This is a genomic window from Bradyrhizobium sp. SZCCHNR1015, assembly GCF_032489875.1.
Taxonomy (GTDB): domain Bacteria; phylum Pseudomonadota; class Alphaproteobacteria; order Rhizobiales; family Xanthobacteraceae; genus Bradyrhizobium.
In genome coordinates this window covers 198,020-216,157 of the sequence record NZ_JAUEYW010000004.1, presented here as the reverse complement: position 1 = coordinate 216,157, position 18,138 = coordinate 198,020, and the positions used below count along the sequence as shown (strand labels likewise).

The following is an 18,138-nucleotide window of genomic DNA, read 5'->3' as shown; positions in this document are numbered from 1 at the left end:
CCCGTAGCCTGCCTGGCGTCGTGAATGGAGATAAAGCGCGCATGAAGATCGGCGAGCTGGCCAGGCAGTCGGGGCTGACGCCCCATACGATCCGCTACTACGAGCGGATCGGGCTGCTGCCCAGGGCCGATCGCGATCATGCCCGCCAGCGGGACTACGACGCATCGATCCTGACCTGGATCGAATTCCTCGGCCGCCTCAAGGCCACGGGAATGCCGATCCGGGACATGCTGCGCTACGCCGAGCTGCGCGCGGGCGGCGCTGCCACCGAGCCGGAACGATGCCGGCTGCTGGAGCGTCATCGCGAGGCGGTCCGGGCGCGCGTCGCCAGCCTGCAGGATTGCCTTCTCGTTCTCGACGGCAAGATCGCCGGTTATGCCGGCAGCAGCGAGAGGACGAACGATGATGACGCGATCAACGCCCAGCCAAGCCACGACGACGAGCCCGATGCCGGGCGCCACGCCATCCGGCGCCAACACCGATCAGGATCGGCTGGCGCGCGGCCGGCGCGCGCTCGATAGCATCGACGGCGAGGCCGGCCACAATGTGATCGCGGCGCTCGCCGACATCGCGCCGGACTTCGCCACCTACGTGATCGAGTTTCCGTTCGGCGACATCTATTCACGCCCCGGCCTCGATCTGCGCAGCCGCGAGATCGCGACCATCGCGGCGCTGACCGCGCTCGGCAATGCCAGCCCGCAGCTCAAGGTTCATATCCATGCTGGCCTCAATGTCGGCCTCAGCCGCGACGAGATCACCGAAGTGATCATGCAGATGGCGGTCTATGCCGGCTTCCCCGCCGCGCTCAACGGATTGTTCGCAGCCAAGGCGGTGTTTGCCGAGGCCGACGCGAAGGCCGGTGAGGCCGCCTCGGTTTGATTAGCGGGCTACGCACCGCGCCTCGCCACCGCGATCGTCGCGATTCTGCCCCGAGTCGCCCGACGGGCTATTCGCAACGGCATGAGCTGGCGTCCGATATCAAGAATTCGGCCGCGCCGGAAAACTGATTATGTAAGCATCCTCAACGCGCTGATGAGTTCAGCATCGACCGGCGGCAATTTTTTACTTTCATTTTTTCCGAAATCATGGTTGTCTCTTCCCATTCCGCCTCGCCAGCGAGGGACGTACGCGTCGTCACGGACGTTGAGGTGGGATGCGATGGACGGGTCGGCTGCAACTGACGAGTGCGGCCGGCACGGACGGCGAAGTCGCGTGGTCCTGATACCCCGACGCTGGTATCAAGTTGGCGCTGGTGCCGATGCATCGCGTCGATGACGGTGGCCAAAAAGCCCGGTGCACCGAGGAGAGCGCGTATAAGTCGTAAGCCATCGCGCAGGGAAGGCCGGGTCGCTCTGGCTGAACCTGTGGTTCCTGCCCCGTGCATTCTTGTTCGCACGGGGGCCGCGGGTGCCAGCCGGCATCCGGTCTTCCCTGCGCCCTCCGTTCGAAGGAGGGAGACATTCCGCAAAGCTCGGGCGCCGATCGCGCCGCGAGACCGCTGCTCCGCGCGCCCCGGAATGACGAGGTGGAGAGGTCGTGCCGATATCCCATCGTTCGTTCGCGTGTTCGAAGTGTCCGGCTGAAAGCCGCAAGCACCGCCATCGTCCCCGCGACGGCGGGGATCCAGTACGCCGCAGCGGCGCGGGTGAGCATAGCCGCCGCGGCGTACCGGATCGCCCGGGTGAATCGGGCGATGACGGCGGAGCTGGTAGGATGGAGAGGTGGACCGACCAGGGCTGCCCATCTCGCGCGGGTCACCGTAACGCCGCCGTAACCCGTCCCCATGACGATCCCACCGGCAACAACCGGTTTCGCAGCCCGTCCAAAACCATTATGGTGCCGGACCATGTTGCCGCCGGGCGGTTCCGATTTCGAATTCAATCAACGGGTTATGGCCTGGTGACGCAGGTCAGGAGAGCGGTTTGACGCGCTATGTTTCGACCCGCGGGGAAGCCCCCGCGCTCACTTTCTGCGATGTGATGCTGACCGGGCTCGCCCGTGACGGCGGCCTGTACGTGCCCGAGACCTGGCCGCAGCTGACGCCGGCGACGATCGCGTCGTTCTTCGGCCGGCCCTATTGGGAGGTCGCCGTCGAGGTCATCAAGCCGTTCGTCGCCGGCGAGATTTCCGACGAGGAGCTCGGCCGCATGGCCAACGAGGCCTATGCGACCTTCCGTCACCCCGCCGTGGTGCCGCTCGACCAGACCGCACCGCATCAGTTCGTGCTGGAGCTGTTCCACGGCCCGACCCTGGCGTTCAAGGACGTGGCGATGCAGCTGATCTCGCGGCTGATGGACCATGTGCTCGCCAAGCGCGGCGAGCGCACCACCATCGTCGTGGCGACATCAGGCGATACCGGCGGCGCCGCGGTCGATGCGTTCGCCGGCCGCGACAATGCCGACCTCATCGTGCTGTTTCCGCATGGCCGCATCTCCGAGGTGCAGCGGCGGATGATGACCACGTCGGGCGCGGCGAACGTGCATGCGCTGGCCATCGAAGGTCATTTCGATGACTGCCAGGCGATCGTGAAGGGCCTGTTCAATCATCACGGTTTCCGCGACTCGGTCAGGCTGTCGGGCGTCAACTCGATCAACTGGGCGCGCGTCGTCGCCCAGGTGGTCTACTACTTCACCTCGGCGGTCGCGATCGGCGCGCCCCACCGCGCCGTCGACTTCACCGTGCCCACCGGCAATTTCGGCGACATCTTCGCCGGCTACGTCGCCAAGCGCATGGGCCTGCCGGTGCGGACCTTGCGCGTCGCGACCAACGTCAACGACATCCTCGCCCGGACGCTGGCGACCGGCATCTACGAGGTGCGCGAGGTGCATGCGACGGCCTCGCCCTCGATGGACATCCAGGTGTCGTCGAATTTCGAGCGGCTGCTGTTCGAAGCCGGCGGCCGCGACGCCGGCACCGTGCGGCGGCTGATGGACGGCCTCAAGCAGTCCGGCCGCTTCGTGCTGCCGGATGCGATGCTGGCCGCGATCCGCGCGGATTTCGACGCCGGACGCGCCGACGAGACCGAGACCGCCGCTGCGATCCGCGCCGCCTTCCGCGAGGCCGGCGATCTCGTCGATCCGCACACGGCGGTGGCGCTGGCGGTGGCCGATCGCGACGGAACGGATCTGTCGGTGCCGAACATCGTGCTGTCGACCGCGCATCCCGCCAAATTCCCCGACGCGGTCGAGGCCGCCTGCGGGATGCGGCCGCATCTGCCGGTGTGGCTCGAAGGGCTGATGAGCAGGCGCGAGGACATCAGGATCATGCGGAACGACCAGGCCGAGGTGGAGAAGTTCATCCGCTCGGTCAGCCGGGCCGCCAAGCAGGGAATTGCATGATGGGTGTGGAAGTCACCAAGCTGCCGACGGGGCTGACGGTCGTCACCGACACGATGCCGCATCTGGAGACGGCGGCGCTCGGGGTCTGGGCCGGCGTCGGCGGCCGCGACGAGAAGCCGGATGAGCACGGCATCTCGCATCTGCTCGAGCACATGGCGTTCAAGGGCACGACGACGCGCAGCGCCCGCGAGATCGTCGAGACGGTCGAGGCCGTCGGCGGCGATCTCAATGCCGGCACCTCGACCGAGACCACGGCCTATTACGCCCGTGTGCTGAAGGCCGACGTGCCGATGGCGCTCGATGTGCTCTCCGACATTCTCGCCAATCCGTCGTTCGTGCCGGAGGAGCTGGAGCGCGAGAAGAACGTGATCGTGCAGGAGATCGGCGCGGCACAGGATACGCCTGACGACGTCGTGTTCGAGCATCTCAACGAGCTGTGCTTTCCGGACCAGCCGATGGGCCGCTCGCTGCTCGGCACCGCCAAGACGCTGGAGGCGTTCGATCGCGACAAGCTGCACGGCTATCTGTCGACGCATTACCGCGGCCCCGACATGGTGGTCGCCGCCGCCGGTGCCGTCGACCATCAGCGGGTGGTCGAGGACGTGACGAAGCGTTTCGCCAGCTTCAATGGCGGCGAGGGGCCGAAGCCGTTGCCGGCGGCGTTCGGCAAGGGCGGCTCGCGCGTCGTGCACCGCGATCTCGAGCAGGCGCATCTGACGCTTGCGCTCGAGGGCGTGCCGCAGGCCGATCCGTCGCTGTTCTCGCTGCAGGTGTTCACCAACATCCTCGGCGGCGGCATGTCGTCCCGGCTGTTCCAGGAGGTGCGCGAGAACCGGGGGCTCTGCTACTCCGTCTACACGTTCCACGCGCCCTACAGCGACACGGGGTTCTTCGGCCTCTACACCGGGACCGATCCGGCCGACGCCCCCGAGATGATGGAGGTCGTGGTCGACATCATCGGCAATGCGGTGGAGACCCTGAGCGAGGCCGAGGTCGCCCGCGCCAAGGCGCAGATGAAGGCCGGGCTCTTGATGGCGCTGGAGAGCTGCAGTGCCCGTGCCGAGCAATTGGCGCGGCATATCCTGGCCTATGGCCGGCCGCAGACCTTGCAGGAGATGGTCGCCAAGATCGAGGCGGTCAGCGTCGAGAGCACGCGCGATGCGGCGCGGGCGCTGCTCGCACGCAGCAAGCCGGCGGTGGTCGCGCTCGGCACCGGCAGGGGTCTGGACACGGCGGTCACTTTCGCCGAAGGTCTGACCGGTTCGCGATCGAAGGCCCAACTGCACTGAGCGTGGTTCGGCTCGGTGCGGTCCGCGCGCATTTGAATCTCGCCAGATCTTGGCCTTGGAGATCTCGGCATTGGAGATCTGGGGTGGGTCGGAGCAGGCTTCGACCCGGAAAGAGCAGGGGGAGCATCACAGATGGCCCTGTTTCGCTTGCCATCCAACGGACCGGCTGCGTTGGCTCCGCGCGGCCAGGGCCTGCTGCTGCGTGCGCCGCAGATGGCCGATTACGCGCAATGGGCGCGGCTGCGCGAGATCAGCCGCGACTATCTCACGCCGTGGGAGCCGATCTGGCCGTCCGACGACCTGACGCGCTCCGGCTTCCGCCGCCGGCTGCGCCGCTATGCCGAGGACATCTCGGCCGACCGGTCCTATCCGTTCATCGTCTTCCGCGAGCAGGATGGCGCCATGCTCGGCGGCATCACGCTCGCCAATGTCCGCCGCGGCATCGTTCAGGCCGGCACCATCGGCTACTGGATGGGGCAGCCGTTCGCGCATCATGGCTACATGACGGCGGCGCTGCGGCTGCTGCTGCCGACCCTGTTCGGCGAGCTCAATCTGCACCGGGTCGAGGCGGCCTGCATCCCGACCAATATGCCGTCGATCCGCGTGCTGGAGAAATGCGGCTTCACCCGCGAGGGCCTGGCGCGTCGCTACCTCTGCATCAACGGGGTCTGGCAGGACCATTATCTCTACGGCCTGCTGCACGAGGATTTCCGGGGGTAGCAATCGTGATCGTGATCGCCGCGGGAGAGGCCGATCGGGGCTGGTTCCGGGCTCTGAAATGGGTATAGACGCCTTGGCTGGGCGACCGAGTTGCCGGGGATATCAGACGATGCGAGAGACGAGCGTGATCAGGGCTGGGACGTTGGCAGCCGTGCTGCTGGCCTTGGGAGCCGCGAGCGCGGCGCCGCCGGCCGCCGCCCAATCGCTGACCGACCGCTTCAAGAGCCTGTTCGGCGGCGGCTCGGACGACAAGGGGCAACAGAATCTGCCCGCCAGCGGCGGACCGCCGGTCGATCCGACCGATGGCCTGACCTGTCCGCCGGTCAATATTCGCGCCGGCGCCTCGACCTACGCCGTGGCCGCGCCCGGCAAGCAGGCGGTCGGCAACGACGTCCGGTTCCAGGCGTCGATCACCAAGACCGCGCGTGAATGTAATCTCAACGGGGCCGAGATCACCGCCAAGATCGGCATTCAGGGGCGCATCGTCGCCGGCCCCGCGGGCGCGCCGGCGAGCGTCGACATTCCGATGCGCATTGCCGTGGTCCAGGGCGGCATCGGCGAGAAGGTGATCGCGACCAAGTCGTATCGCACCACGGTGCAGATGACCGAGGACGGCAGCGTGCCGTTCACGATCGTCGCCGAGGACATGGTCTATCCGGTGCCGCCGCCCGGCGCCAATGCCGACAATTACGTCTTCTACATCGGCTTCGACCCGCAGGCCCTGACCCCGGAGCGGCCGCACGGCAAGAAGCGGAGGTGACGATTGCCCTTGCGCGAAGCGGTCGCCGGAGAGTGTGAATAGCAAAAGGCCGGTGCGATGGAATCGCACCTGCCTTTTGAAGATGATGGATGAGATGGGCTGCCGCTCAGTTCAGCTTGCGGCCGACTTCGGCGATGCCCTTGGCGACGAGGTCTTCGCCAAGAGCGCCCTTGACCGACTGCGACAGCACGGTCGCTGCCGCCTGGACGGCGGCCTCCGCCGCAGCGGACCTGACGTCGGCGAGAGCCTGGGCTTCGGCGAGGGCGATCTTGCCCTCGGCGGCCTTGGTGCGACGGGCGACGAAGTCTTCCATCTTGGCCTTGGCCTCCGCCGCGATGCGCTCGGCTTCCGCCTTTGCGCTGGTGACGATCTCCTCGGCCTCACGCTCGGCGCTGGCGCGGCGGGTCTTGTAATCGGCGAGCACCTTGGCCGCCTCTTCCTTGAGCCGCTTGGCCTCCGCGAGCTCGTTCCTGATGCGCTCGGCGCGGTGGTCGAGCGCCGTCAGGACCATGCGGTGGACACCGAGATAGGCGAACAGGCCCATCAGGATCACGAAGGCGATCGCGACCCAGGTTTCCGGATCAGCAAGCAAATGCATCAGGCTGTTCCCTTCAACGATGCATCCACCGCAGCCTCGACCGTCTTGGCTGCGGGGGCCTTGCCGGTGAGCTGCTTCACGATCGCGCTGGCTGCGTCTGCGGCGATGCCGCGGACATTGCTCATTGCGGTCGTGCGCGTGGTGGCGATGGATGCCTCAGCCGCCGCGAGCTTGGCTGCGAGGCTGTCTTCCAGCGCCTTGCGCTCGGCGTCCGAAGAGGCCGCGAGCTTCTCGCGGGTCTCGGCTCCGATCGCCTGGGCACGGGCACGAGCCGTCGCCAGCTCGCTCTCATATGCCTTCATCGCGGCTTCGGATTCATCCTTCAGCCGCTGCGCTTCAGCCAGATCGCCGTCGATTGACTTCTGGCGGGCGTCGATGACGGCCCCGACCTTCGGCAGCGCCACACGCGAGACGATCACGTACAGCGCCACGAAGGCGATCACCAAGGAGACGATCTGGGAGGGAAAGGTTTCCTTCGAGAACGGAGGGAAACCATGCCCGCCATCGGCCTCCGTATGGGCGCTTGCGGTGCCCTTGGCCTCGCCACCCTTGGCCTCGCCATGACTTTCAGCCACGGGCTTCTCCTGTCCGGCTCAGGCCGTCTTAGACGGCGTACAGCAGGAGCAGCGCGATCAGCAGCGAGAAGATGCCGAGCGCTTCGGTCACCGCGAAGCCGAAAATCAGGTTGCCGAACTGGCCCTGGGCGGCCGACGGATTGCGCAGAGCGGCCGACAGGTAGTTGCCGAAGATGATGCCGATGCCGGCACCCGCGCCACCCATGCCGATGCAGGCAATGCCCGCGCCAATGTACTTCGCTGCAACCGGATCCATGAAACGAACTCCTTTGAGGGGTTTGGTAGAGAGGGCCGGATCAGTGGCCCGGATGGATAGCATCGTTGAGATAGATGCAGGTGAGGATCGTGAAGACGTAGGCCTGGAGGAACGCGACCATCAGCTCGAGGCCGGTCAGCGCGACCGTGAGGCCGAGCGGCAACAGCGCGCCGACCTTGCCGACGAAGCCGAGCGCACCGAGCATGGTCACGAAGCTCGCGAACACCTTCAGGGTGACGTGGCCGGCCAGCATGTTGGCGAACAGACGGACGCTGTGCGAGATCGGACGGGAGAAGAAGGAGATGATTTCGATCACGACCACCAGCGGCAGGATCACCGCGGGGATGCCGGAGGGGACGAACAGCTTAAAGAACTTCAGGCCGTTCTTGTAGAAGCCGTAGATGATGACCGTCAGGAACACCAGCAGCGCCAGCGCGAAGGTGACGATGATGTGGCTGGAGACGGTGAAGGTGTAGGGGATGATGCCGACGATGTTCGAGACGAAGATGAACATGAACAGCGAGAACACCAGCGGGAAGAACGTCATGCCGTGCGAGCCGGCGCTGGTTCTGATGGTGTTGGCGACGAATTCGTAGGACAGCTCGACCACCGACTGGAACCGGCCCGGCACGAGCGCGCGCCCTGCGGCCATCATCATGACGGCGATCAGCACGACCGCGAGCAGCATGTACGCGGACGAATTGGTGAAGGCGATCTCCTGATTGCCGATGTGGCCGATCGTGAAGATCTTGTTGAGGTGGAATTGATGGATCGGATCGATCATCCGCGTGGCGTCTCAGTTGTTCACCGGCCACGCCGGCGCTTTGCAATTCACTCGTTGGTCTTCCGCGCGAGGTCTTCCGCGCATGTCTCACTGGCGGGGCCTGTCGGGAGCTATGCCTGCGGATCTCACCACGTTCAACACGCCGGCCGCGAAGCCGAGCAGGAAAAACACGATGAATCCAAAGGGCGATGTCGACAGCAAGCGGTCGAAGCCCCAGCCAAGCACCGCACCGACGAGGACACCGGCGATCAACTCGGAGGACAGTCGCAGGCCACGCGCCATGGCCGAAGCCCGGGCTGCAGTGTCACCGCCGCCGTTTCCAGGTTGATCAGCCCCGATCTTTCGGCCGTCACGAAATTCGGACAACCGTTGGTCGAGACTTCCGAGCCTTGCGGAAAGCGCAACCTCATCGGGCGACTTGTCGCGATCCCCGTGTCCATCGCTCTCGTTCGTGCCATCCGCCATGTGCTTATCCGCCATGTGTGGAGACCCGATCCGTTGCCGCGAGTGTCAGGAAATAGCGCCCCATCGCCCTTTAAAGCCGCGCGGACCATACTGACCGCATCCCCCCAAGTCAAGATTGCGTGTTGAACTGTTAGATGCCTGATTTTGCTCGTCTTCCTGGCTTTTTCGTCAGATCGGTCGCGCGTGTCACCGCGCCGCATCAACAGCGTTCTGTGCAACTGCGATCTTGCCCCTGTCGGGGCCCTCTGATCCGATGTCGCTGAACCCCAACCAGCACGGGAACCCGCATGTCGCGCCAGATCGATTACTATTTCTCGCTGCAGTCGCCATGGGCCTATATCGGCCACCGGCTGTTCCGCGACATCGCCGCGAGCCACGGCGCGACCGTCAACCTCAAGCCGGTCATGCTGGTGGATCTGTTCGCCGAGACCGGCGGGCTTCCGTTGGCCAAGCGCCATCCGGCGCGGCAGCGCTATCGCATCGTCGAGTTGAAGCGGTGGCGCGACAAGCGCGGTCTCGATTTCCACATCCAGCCGCGCAACTGGCCCTTCAACGCCCGGCTCGCCGACGGCGTCGTCATCGCAGCGCAGCAGGCCGGCCTCGATCCGGAGCCCTATCTGCAGCGCGCTTTCCCGGCCATCTGGGAGCAGCAGCTCAATCTTGCGGATGTCGAGGTCATCGCCGGCCTGGCCGATGCAGCCGGACTGCCGGGCCGCGATCTCGTGACGCAGGCGGCGAGGGACGTGGTCGGGGCGGCCTACGAGCAGAACCGGCAGGACGCGATCGCGGCCGACGTATTCGGCTCGCCGGCCTACGTGCTGGACGGCGAGATTTTCTGGGGGCAGGACCGGCTCGAGCTGCTGGCGGACGCGTTGAAATCCGGTCGCTCCGCCTATACGTCCGGCACATAGGTGCAGCCTGTGGCAGCGGATTGCACCTGAGGCAACGTCATGGCCGCGACACAATGTCGGCGTGCATGGCGGCGGTTGCGAATGCGCCTGGGAGAGCCAGCCATGAGTCTCACGAAGCCCTACCGGCCGTCCCTCCTCGCGCTGCTGGCGTTGAGCTGCCTGGGCGGAGAGGCGTTTGCGGTCGAGGACACCGCGCCTGACGGCGACAAGGGACGCTACACGATGTCGACGACGTCGGACGGCGTGATCCGGCTCGATACCAAGACAGGTGCGGTCTCGATGTGCAACAACAGCAATGGATCGGGCTTTGCCTGTTACGCGGTGCCTGATGAGCGCGCCGCGCTGGACGCCGAGATCGGCCGTCTGCAGGCGGAGAATGAAAAGCTCAAGGGCCAGCTCGCGTCGCGCGACCAGAGCATCTCCGGCAAGATCGACGAGCCGCTGCCGAAGGACCAGGCGCTGCCCAAGTCCGATCAATTGAAGAAGGCGGAGCCTCGAGCCGGAGAGTCGAAGTCTGCTGACGGAACGCGAAAGCTCGAGATCCCGCTGCCCAGCGACCAGGACATGGACCGCATGATGGGGTTCCTCGAGCAGGCGTGGCGGCGGCTGCTCGACATGGCGACGCGGGTGCAGAAGGACGTCTCGGGCAGGATCTGAGACCGCTTCGAGGAGGCTGCATCCATGTCGGCACGATCGGCCTCGCGCACGGCACCTTCGGTTGTTGCGATCGATACGGTGGTGACGTCGATTCTGACGGTGCAGACTTCGGGCCGCGGCTTCACCGATCTCACGCGCGAGGTCGAGGCATTCCTGCGTGAAGTCTCCGCCAGGGAAGGCGCGGTGACCCTGTTCGTTCGCCACACCTCGGCGTCGCTGACGATCCAGGAGAATGCCGATCCCACCGTGCTGCACGATCTCACCACGGCGCTGGCGCGGCTGGCGCCGGAGGATGCCGGCTGGGTGCACGACACCGAGGGGCCCGACGACATGCCGGCGCACATCAAGACCATGCTGAGCTCGGTCTCGCTGCAGGTGCCGGTGCAGGACGGCCGCATGATGCTCGGCACCTGGCAGGCGCTCTATCTGATCGAGCATCGCGCGCGTCCGCATCGGCGCGAGCTGGTGTTGCAGTTCATCGGCGCGGCCTGAGGCCATAAAGAGAAAATCCGTGGGTCTGAAATGCGGAACGGCCGCGGAGTGATCCGCGGCCGTTCGCTCGGAGGAGATGCGGGCGGAGGTGCTGCCCGCGTCCTGATCAGTGCTGCTGGATGTCGACGTCCTTGGTCTCCGGCAGGAACAGGAAGCCGACGATCGCCGTGATCACCGCGAAGAAGATCGGGTACCATAGGCCGGCATAGATGTCGCCGGTCGAGGCCACGATCGCGAAGGCGGTTGCCGGCAGCAGGCCGCCGAACCAGCCGTTGCCGATGTGGTAGGGCAGCGACATCGAGGTGTAGCGGATCTTGGTCGGGAACAGCTCGACCAGCATCGCGGCGATCGGGCCGTACACCATGGTGACGAAGATCACCAGGATGAACAGCAGGCCGATGATCGCGGCGACCTGCGGACGGAAGACGTCGAACGGATGCGCCATCTTGACGATGCCGGCGTCACCCGCCTTCGGATAGCCGGCCTGGCCGATCGCGGCCGTCAGCGCCGGGTTGCTGGTCTTCGCATCGGTGTAGGGCACTTCCTTTCCGTTGAAGGTGACCTTCACGCCGGAGCCGGCCGGACCATAAACGGTCGAGTACTTGACCGAGGACTGGGCCAGGAAGGCGCGGGCGGTGTCGCAAGGCGCGGTGAAGACGCGGGTGCCGACCGGGTTGAACAGATCGCCGCAGCCGGCGGGATCTGCCACCACTTCCACCTTCGTCGCCTCGATCGCCTTCTCCAGCGCCGGGTTGGCGTTGGTGGTGATCATCTTGAAGATCGGGAAGAAGGTCAGCGCCGCGATCAGACAGCCGCCCATGATGATCGGCTTGCGGCCGATCTTGTCGGACAGCATGCCGAACACGATGAAGAAGCCGGTGCCGAGCAGCAGCGACCAGGCGATCAGCAGGTTGGCGGTGTAGCCGTCGACCTTCAGGATCGATTGCAGGAAGAACAGCGCGTAGAACTGGCCGGTGTACCAGACCACGCCCTGGCCCATCGTGGCGCCGATCAGCGCCAGCAACACGATCTTGGCGTTGCCCCAGTTCGCGAACGCTTCCGTCAGCGGCGCCTTCGAGCTCTTGCCCTCGTCCTTCATCTTCTGGAACACGGGCGATTCGTTCAGGCGCAGACGGATCCAGACGGAGACGCCAAGCAGCAGCACCGAGACCAGGAACGGAATGCGCCAGCCCCATTTGGCGAAGTCGGCCTCGCCGATGATGGTGCGGGTGAACAGGATGACCAGCAGCGACAGGAACAGGCCCATCGTCGCCGTCGTCTGGATGAAGGAGGTGTAGTAGCCGCGCTTGCCCATCGGGGCGTGCTCGGCGACATAGGTCGCGGCACCGCCATACTCGCCGCCGAGCGCGAGGCCCTGCAGCAGGCGCAGGCCGATCAGGATCACCGGCGCCGCGAAGCCGATGGTCGCGGCGTTCGGCAGCAGGCCGACGATGAAGGTCGACAGGCCCATGATCAGGATCGTGACCAGGAAGGTGTATTTGCGGCCGACGATGTCGCCGATGCGGCCGAACACGATGGCGCCGAACGGACGCACCAGGAAGCCGGCGGCGAAGGCGAGCAGTGCGAAAATGTCGCGGGTGGCCGGCGGATAGTCGCTGAAGAACTGCGCGCCGATGATCGAGGCCAGCGACCCGTAGAGATAGAAGTCGTACCACTCGAAGACGGTGCCGAGAGAGGAGGCCAGAATGACGAAGCGTTCGTCCTTCGTCATGCCTCCAGCTCTCGCTTGTGTGGCTACCATTGTTGACATCGGCATTCGCTCCCCATGATTGTTGTGATGATGGCTTTCGCCTCCGCATGCCGGACTTGGACGGCGCAGGTCGCGGAGACCTTGCTCTTCAGTAACATTGCAGTGAAACCCGCCCCAATACGACTTTCGGCTCTGCCCTCTGCGGCGCGCGGGAAAGATGGGGACATTGCGGCGGATCAAGTTCGCTGAGCGGCCGTCGCGCTATCGATGTTGCGTTGCACAAGGTTCGGATTAACCGCCTTCCCTGCAAGTGGAATTGCACGCTTGCATGCAACCGGTGGCCGGGCGAGTATTTTACGGAAAACCGGGCGCGTGCAGTTGCAGCATGTCGTCGGTCTCGCAAGGTCAAGTCTGGATTCATGGCGGCTGCCAGCACTCATCTCGTCATTGCCGATGATCACCCGTTGTTCCGCAACGCCTTGCGGCAGGCGGTCGCGAGCGTGCTCGCGGAGGCCGTGGTCGACGAGGCCGGCTCGTTCGAGGACCTCACCGCTTTGCTGGAAAAGGATTCCGAGGTCGATCTGGTGCTGCTCGACCTCACCATGCCCGGCATCTCCGGCTTCTCGGGCCTGATCTATCTGCGCGCGCAATATCCGGCGATCCCGGTCGTCATCGTGTCGGCGAGCGACGACGGCGCGACGATCCGCCGCTCGCTCGATTTCGGCGCCTCCGGCTTCATCCCGAAGCGGTTCGGCGTCGACACCTTGCGCGATGCCATCAAGAAGGTGATGGACGGCGAGGTCTGGGTGCCGCCCGACACCGACCTGGCCGCCGGCGCCGATCCTGAAATGACCAGGCTGCGCGACCGCCTGGTCACCTTGACCCCGCAGCAGGTGCGCGTGCTGATGATGCTGTCGCAGGGCCTGCTCAACAAGCAGATCGCCTACGAGCTCGGCGTCTCCGAGGCGACCATCAAGGCGCACGTCTCGGCCATTCTGCAGAAGCTCGGCGTCGAGAGCCGGACCCAGGCGGTGATCGCGGCCGCGAAGATCGCGGGCAGCGCCTGGCGGCAGGATACGCCGACGGGGAAGTGACGGGCTCTGCGTACGCGCTGCGCCAGCCTTGGCGCAGAGCCTCACCGAACCAGCCTGCAACCTCCGCACCGCTGCGCGATGCAGTGCCCTCGCCCCTTGTGGGAGAGGGCAGCGCCGGCCGGTCCGCAGGCTCGGTCGGGTGAGGGGTTCTATCCGCGAGCGCAACCCTTTGAGGCAGACCCCTCACCCGACCGAGGTCGTTGCGCTGTCGTTCATGCCCTCTCCCACAAGGGGCGAGGGCGCAGTCATGACCATCGTGCCCGCAGCGAGATTGATTCGTTTTCTGCTTCTCCATGGGGACGCGGCTCATGGTCGATGTGCAGCTCCGGCTTCGGAGTCGCCTCCTCACAGTGAGGAGCGCCTTCTTCGGCGCGTCTCGAAACACGAGGCCACCAGACACCTTTGATCCATCGCGACACACTTTCGCAGTCTCGCGGCGCCATCAGCGTCCGAGCTTTGAGCTTTACTCGCCCTCCTCAAGAATGAGGGCGCAGGGAAGGCCGGGCGCTGGCCGCGCCCGTGGCCCGCCTGCAGAAAAAAAGCAGGCGGCAGTCACCACAGGTCTGGCCGAACACGCCCGGCCCTCCCTGCGCGATGGTTTTGACGGCTGCTCCGAGCTCTCCCCGGGGACCGGCGTTCTTGCCCCCGTCATCCGCAACATCGTCGTCACGGACTTGGCATCAGCACCGGGATGCCAGGACCACACGGCTTGACCGTGCGCACCGGATCGTTCGTCCGCGAGACCTAAGCCCGCTGCGACCCGACGCGCCCACCGCATCCCGCGCCCCACGTTCGTGACGATCGCGAAGCGCCCCTCATGGCGGGCACGGGATGGCGCGACGTGTATCATGATTTCGGGGAAAAAGAAATAAGATTCGACGGGCTGTGAATTTGTCGATCTGAATCGATAGCTGAACAGGACTGGAGTTCCGAGGACTCTTGGAGCCAGCGAACGCGCGCGGTCCTTGATCGCGCTCAAGCTGCGAGCAGCCGGTGGCTCTGCCGAGACGCGCTGGTGGGTTTGATCCGAGCATTGGCTGACGGCAAACGGCCGTCGCTGGGGACAACGGAGGCAGACGTAGAGGAGGAATAACTGACCGAGGTCCACAGGACTGGGTGCAAAAGGGGACATGAAAATGTCAGCGGGGTTTGAGCTTACGTCACCATTTCGGGTTTGATCGCCAAAAAATTGCAGATTAATGAGTTTGCTCGCGCCGGAAGTATTTGGGCGCGTGCGGAAGAGAGCGGGTCGTTATGCATTCACCAGCCGAGGTGCGCCACGCCAGGGACGCCGTCCATGGGCCTCTCTACCGGCCAGACATAGACGGATTGAGAGCTGTCGCCGTTCTCTCCGTGGTCGCCTTTCACGCCTTCCCTGGCACGCTCCGAAGCGGCTTTGTCGGTGTCGACATCTTCTTCGTGATATCGGGCTTCCTTATCACATCAATTATTCTCGGCGGGCTGGAAAGTGGCACATTCAGCTTTCAGGTCTTCTACGCCCGGCGGATCAAACGGATATTTCCCGCGCTCGCGCTCGTGCTAACCGCATCGTTAGCAGCGGGCGCGCTTCTGCTACTGCCAGACGATTTCCGTCTGCTCGGTAAGCATGTGGCCGCTGGCGCGGGCTTTGTTTCCAACTTTGCTCTGTGGCAGGAAGCCAACTATTTCGACGTCGCGGCAGACACCAAAATCCTTCTGCATCTCTGGTCGCTTGGCATCGAGGAGCAGTTCTATCTCCTGTGGCCGGCGCTGATCTGGATTGCCTGGCGGCTGCGCCTGAACCTGTTCACGGTTTTTGTCGCAATGTTTGCAGCTTCATTTATCTACAACATCAAGGCTACGCCATCGAACCCCGTCGCCGCATTCTATTCTCCGGGAGCCCGCTTCTGGGAGCTTTCAACGGGCAGCATTCTGGCCTATCTGGCATTTTCAACGCCACGGGCGGCGGTCTGGGTCGAAAATGGCCTCGCGACGGTCATAGCGTCCGTTCTCTTCGAGCGCGGGGGCGTGAACGAGAAGAAGATTTATCGCGACTTTGTTTCGGTGGCGGCTATCGCGCTGATTGCTGCGTCCGTCCTCGTGATCACGCGCCGGCAGGAGTTCCCAGGCTGGTGGGCGCTAATGCCGGTCCTCGGAAGTTACCTGGTCATCCTCGCCGGGCCGGGAGCTTGGCTCAACCGGGTGCTCCTCTCAAATCCGGTCATGGTCTGGATCGGTCTGATCAGCTATCCATTGTATCTGTGGCACTGGCCGCTGCTGACTTTTGTGCGCATCCACTATGGAGCCTCGCCGCCCCCGCAAGCCGTCATCACGTTGTTGGTCGGTGCGTCAGTCGGGCTTGCGTGGGGCACCTATCAGTTTCTCGAGAAGCCCATCCGGTCTGGCGAGCTGCGAGTCTGGATGGTGCCAGGGCTAGCAATGGCGATGATCGCCATCGGCGCATTTGGGCTCCTCGATTTCGCGATGCAGGGTTTCCCGGGCCGGATCAACGACGAGGACAAGCGTGAATATGCGGCGTATTTTTATGGCGGGTCGCCGCTGATCCAGGCCGAGGCTCAGGATATCATGCAGAACCGCTGTAACTTTTACGCCTGGGATAGTCCGGTCCCTACGCTCGCGCCAAGAAAGGCCATCGATCCCAGTTGCTATATGCGGCACTCCGACAAGAGTGTGCTCATTATCGGAGATTCCAATGCTGCGGACCTATATTACGGGCTCAATGAAGTTCTTCCGAAAGATGTGTCGGTGTTGCTGATCCACAGTTCGGGCTGCCAAGTCAGTCCAATTATCGAGCACATCATAGAGACTCACCACTGTAACATGGCTAACTACTTTGCGCTGCGTCGGATTGCGATCGATCCGCCCGATGTTCTGTTGCTTTCATCGAACAACTCGTTCGACATCGAGTACATCCGCAAGTTTTCGATGATGGTGAAGGGGTATGGCGTCAAGAAGGTGCTCGTGCTTGGTCAGCGACCGCATTGGAAGCGCTTTCTGCACAAGATCATTCTGGATGAGTATTGGAAGTCGACCCCGCGGTATATACCGGGTCACCTCGATGACGAGTTGATGTCGTTCACCAAAAAGTTTCAATCGCAGCTGAAGCGCGACGAGCCCTTCGACTTCGTGGACGAAATGCAAGCGTTCTGTAGCGCAGAGGGGTGCCTTGCTTTCCTCGGAGATAACCGTCGCGAAGGGCTGATCACGGCTGATACGGTTCACCTCCGCCCATTCGCCTCGGTCTGGTTGGCGCGCCAACAGCTAGCCCCCCTGATTTTGAGGTCTTTGGGTAGTCAGTAAGCTGAGTCGTACACTTTTCCGTTCTGCGTCATCAGTGGCACGCCGTCGGGCGTACCCGGGATAAAGCAGCCGAACTTCACGAGCAGGCCGTTGCCTCCGACAATGGATGGGCCCACCTTGCGATAGCCATCCCTCCTGGGGCAATTACCGATACGTAGCTGTTCGCTCCCGATGACCATAAACAATCGGTTGATGCTCGGCATGTCGCCCGACTCGTCCGCTATCGGCTCTATGCTGGCGCATCCTTGAGAGCTGCAGCCTAGCGTAAACCGCCCTCCGCCTTGCTCCATGCGCCAGACGATATCGAAATGACCGGCGACTTGGATTCCGCCATTGAAGGACGAGCCTGCCGTTGGACCGTCAAACGAAATAGCGATATCCTTGTCGCCAGATCCGTGAAAGACGAGCTTTCCTGAGCCGTCGAAAACTCCGTTGTTGTGTGCGAGCATTTGCGGTGTATTCGGGTTGTTGTCCCTATTGCAGTGCATCTCGATCTGCCCCTGCGGCCCAAATTGATCCGCCCATAGAAACAGCTCACCATTGTCGCCTGCCGTAATGCACGTCGCTGCATGCACCAGCTTTATCGTTCCGTTTCCGTTCGGAGATAGCGCGATCAAATTGCTGCCCAGGGGCTGCCCACTAATGGCAACCGCGTCATCTTTGAAGGTTTGGCCGATGGTCGGCGCGATCGTTACGAGCGATTGGCGGGTGTCGAGGTCCTGCTGGATCAGCTGAACGGCGGTGGCGAGATACTTCACTGGCCTGCTGATGCCGTCGTTGCCATCATCGCCGTCATTATCGACGAGGATCTTCAAACTTCCATTCGGAACTTTGTATCGACCGGGCTTGTGCGTCGAAATCCAACGACCTTTGTAGCTTGTTATTCCGACCGACTGGTTTGGATAAAGCCGTGGGTTGATGTCTTGTGGGAAGTCGATCAAGAGCTTGCCGGCCTCGGACTCTTCGTTGACGAGAACGATATCGCATCCATCTTCGATGCCAGTCGCCGCGGGAAGAGTAATTCGTATGTTTCCTCCGAACGCAATAATGTTCTGGTCGCACGCAAGCGGAAGGGGGCCGCTCCGACCGATAGTCCCTATAGGGCGTGACTGCGCGTCGAGGAGCGTGCCCGTAAGCACAATCAAGACGAAAAGAAATCGCCCCACCAAACCAAATCCAATCGGGAAA

The 18,138-nt window shown here is 63.9% G+C and carries 18 protein-coding genes; 11 read left to right on the top strand and 7 right to left on the bottom strand.

Annotated features, from left to right (window positions below):
* Positions 1-41 precede the first annotated feature (41 nt).
* The 6 genes from QX128_RS09425 (at position 42) to QX128_RS09400 (ending at position 6,107) form a co-directional block, all read left to right on the top strand.
* Positions 42-521, top strand: coding sequence for a MerR family transcriptional regulator (locus QX128_RS09425; RefSeq protein ID WP_316237326.1), 480 nt, complete (start codon positions 42-44; stop codon positions 519-521).
* Positions 448-879, top strand: coding sequence for a carboxymuconolactone decarboxylase family protein (locus QX128_RS09420; protein ID WP_315801534.1), 432 nt, complete (start codon positions 448-450; stop codon positions 877-879). Before QX128_RS09425 ends, QX128_RS09420 begins: the two co-directional genes overlap by 74 nt.
* A 1,043-nt stretch (positions 880-1,922) precedes the next feature.
* Positions 1,923-3,338, top strand: coding sequence for a threonine synthase (gene thrC, locus QX128_RS09415; RefSeq protein ID WP_315801533.1), 1,416 nt, complete (start codon positions 1,923-1,925; stop codon positions 3,336-3,338).
* On the top strand, positions 3,338-4,627 hold the full coding sequence (locus QX128_RS09410) for a pitrilysin family protein (protein WP_315801761.1): 1,290 nt from the start codon (positions 3,338-3,340) through the stop codon (positions 4,625-4,627). Before thrC ends, QX128_RS09410 begins: the two co-directional genes overlap by 1 nt.
* 132 nt (positions 4,628-4,759) lie before the next feature.
* Complete coding sequence (locus QX128_RS09405; protein ID WP_316181937.1) at positions 4,760-5,347, top strand: GNAT family protein; 588 nt, start codon at positions 4,760-4,762, stop codon at positions 5,345-5,347.
* A gap of 142 nt (positions 5,348-5,489) precedes the next feature.
* On the top strand, positions 5,490-6,107 hold the full coding sequence (locus tag QX128_RS09400) for a hypothetical protein (RefSeq protein ID WP_315801760.1): 618 nt from the start codon (positions 5,490-5,492) through the stop codon (positions 6,105-6,107).
* Positions 6,108-6,213: 106 nt separating this feature from the next.
* Here QX128_RS09400 and QX128_RS09395 read toward each other — a convergent pair whose 3' ends face one another.
* The 5 genes from QX128_RS09395 to QX128_RS09375 all read right to left on the bottom strand — a co-directional run bounded on the left by QX128_RS09395 (position 6,214) and on the right by QX128_RS09375 (position 8,785).
* Positions 6,214-6,705 (bottom strand): ATP F0F1 synthase subunit B, encoded by a 492-nt coding sequence (locus QX128_RS09395; protein WP_315801532.1) that lies wholly within the window; start codon positions 6,703-6,705, stop codon positions 6,214-6,216.
* Positions 6,705-7,280, bottom strand: coding sequence for a F0F1 ATP synthase subunit B' (locus QX128_RS09390; protein WP_315801531.1), 576 nt, complete (start codon positions 7,278-7,280; stop codon positions 6,705-6,707). Before QX128_RS09390 ends, QX128_RS09395 begins: the two co-directional genes overlap by 1 nt.
* Positions 7,281-7,308: 28 nt before the next feature.
* Complete coding sequence (locus QX128_RS09385) at positions 7,309-7,536, bottom strand: F0F1 ATP synthase subunit C (protein WP_006615622.1); 228 nt, start codon at positions 7,534-7,536, stop codon at positions 7,309-7,311.
* A gap of 40 nt (positions 7,537-7,576) precedes the next feature.
* Positions 7,577-8,320: a F0F1 ATP synthase subunit A gene (locus QX128_RS09380; RefSeq protein ID WP_316181934.1), complete on the bottom strand. Its 744-nt coding sequence runs from the start codon at positions 8,318-8,320 to the stop codon at positions 7,577-7,579.
* Positions 8,321-8,407: 87 nt separating this feature from the next.
* Positions 8,408-8,785 (bottom strand): AtpZ/AtpI family protein, encoded by a 378-nt coding sequence (locus QX128_RS09375; RefSeq protein ID WP_316237325.1) that lies wholly within the window; start codon positions 8,783-8,785, stop codon positions 8,408-8,410.
* Between the two features lie 287 nt (positions 8,786-9,072).
* Here QX128_RS09375 and QX128_RS09370 point away from each other — a divergent pair, with 287 nt between their 5' ends.
* From QX128_RS09370 to QX128_RS09360, 3 genes are all read left to right on the top strand, one after another.
* On the top strand, positions 9,073-9,696 hold the full coding sequence (locus tag QX128_RS09370; protein WP_316237324.1) for a 2-hydroxychromene-2-carboxylate isomerase: 624 nt from the start codon (positions 9,073-9,075) through the stop codon (positions 9,694-9,696).
* Positions 9,697-9,798: 102 nt separating this feature from the next.
* A complete protein-coding gene (locus tag QX128_RS09365) occupies positions 9,799-10,353 on the top strand; it encodes a hypothetical protein (protein ID WP_316237323.1) in 555 nt (184 codons plus the stop codon).
* Positions 10,354-10,377: 24 nt separating this feature from the next.
* On the top strand, positions 10,378-10,845 hold the full coding sequence (locus QX128_RS09360) for a secondary thiamine-phosphate synthase enzyme YjbQ (RefSeq protein WP_315801526.1): 468 nt from the start codon (positions 10,378-10,380) through the stop codon (positions 10,843-10,845).
* A 106-nt stretch (positions 10,846-10,951) separates the two neighbouring features.
* On the opposite strand, the gene QX128_RS09355 is transcribed toward QX128_RS09360, so the two are convergent.
* Positions 10,952-12,622, bottom strand: a complete 1,671-nt coding sequence (locus QX128_RS09355) for an MFS transporter (RefSeq protein WP_316237322.1) — start codon at positions 12,620-12,622, stop codon at positions 10,952-10,954.
* A 353-nt stretch (positions 12,623-12,975) separates the two neighbouring features.
* On the opposite strand from QX128_RS09355, the gene QX128_RS09350 reads away from it, so the two are divergent.
* Positions 12,976-13,650 (top strand): response regulator transcription factor, encoded by a 675-nt coding sequence (locus tag QX128_RS09350; protein WP_316181924.1) that lies wholly within the window; start codon positions 12,976-12,978, stop codon positions 13,648-13,650.
* Between the two features lie 1,254 nt (positions 13,651-14,904).
* Positions 14,905-16,950: an acyltransferase family protein gene (locus QX128_RS09345; RefSeq protein ID WP_316237321.1), complete on the top strand. Its 2,046-nt coding sequence runs from the start codon at positions 14,905-14,907 to the stop codon at positions 16,948-16,950.
* Here QX128_RS09345 and QX128_RS09340 read toward each other — a convergent pair.
* Positions 16,944-18,116: a hypothetical protein gene (locus QX128_RS09340; protein WP_316237320.1), complete on the bottom strand. Its 1,173-nt coding sequence runs from the start codon at positions 18,114-18,116 to the stop codon at positions 16,944-16,946. The genes QX128_RS09345 and QX128_RS09340 overlap by 7 nt on opposite strands.
* Positions 18,117-18,138: the final 22 nt, after the last annotated feature.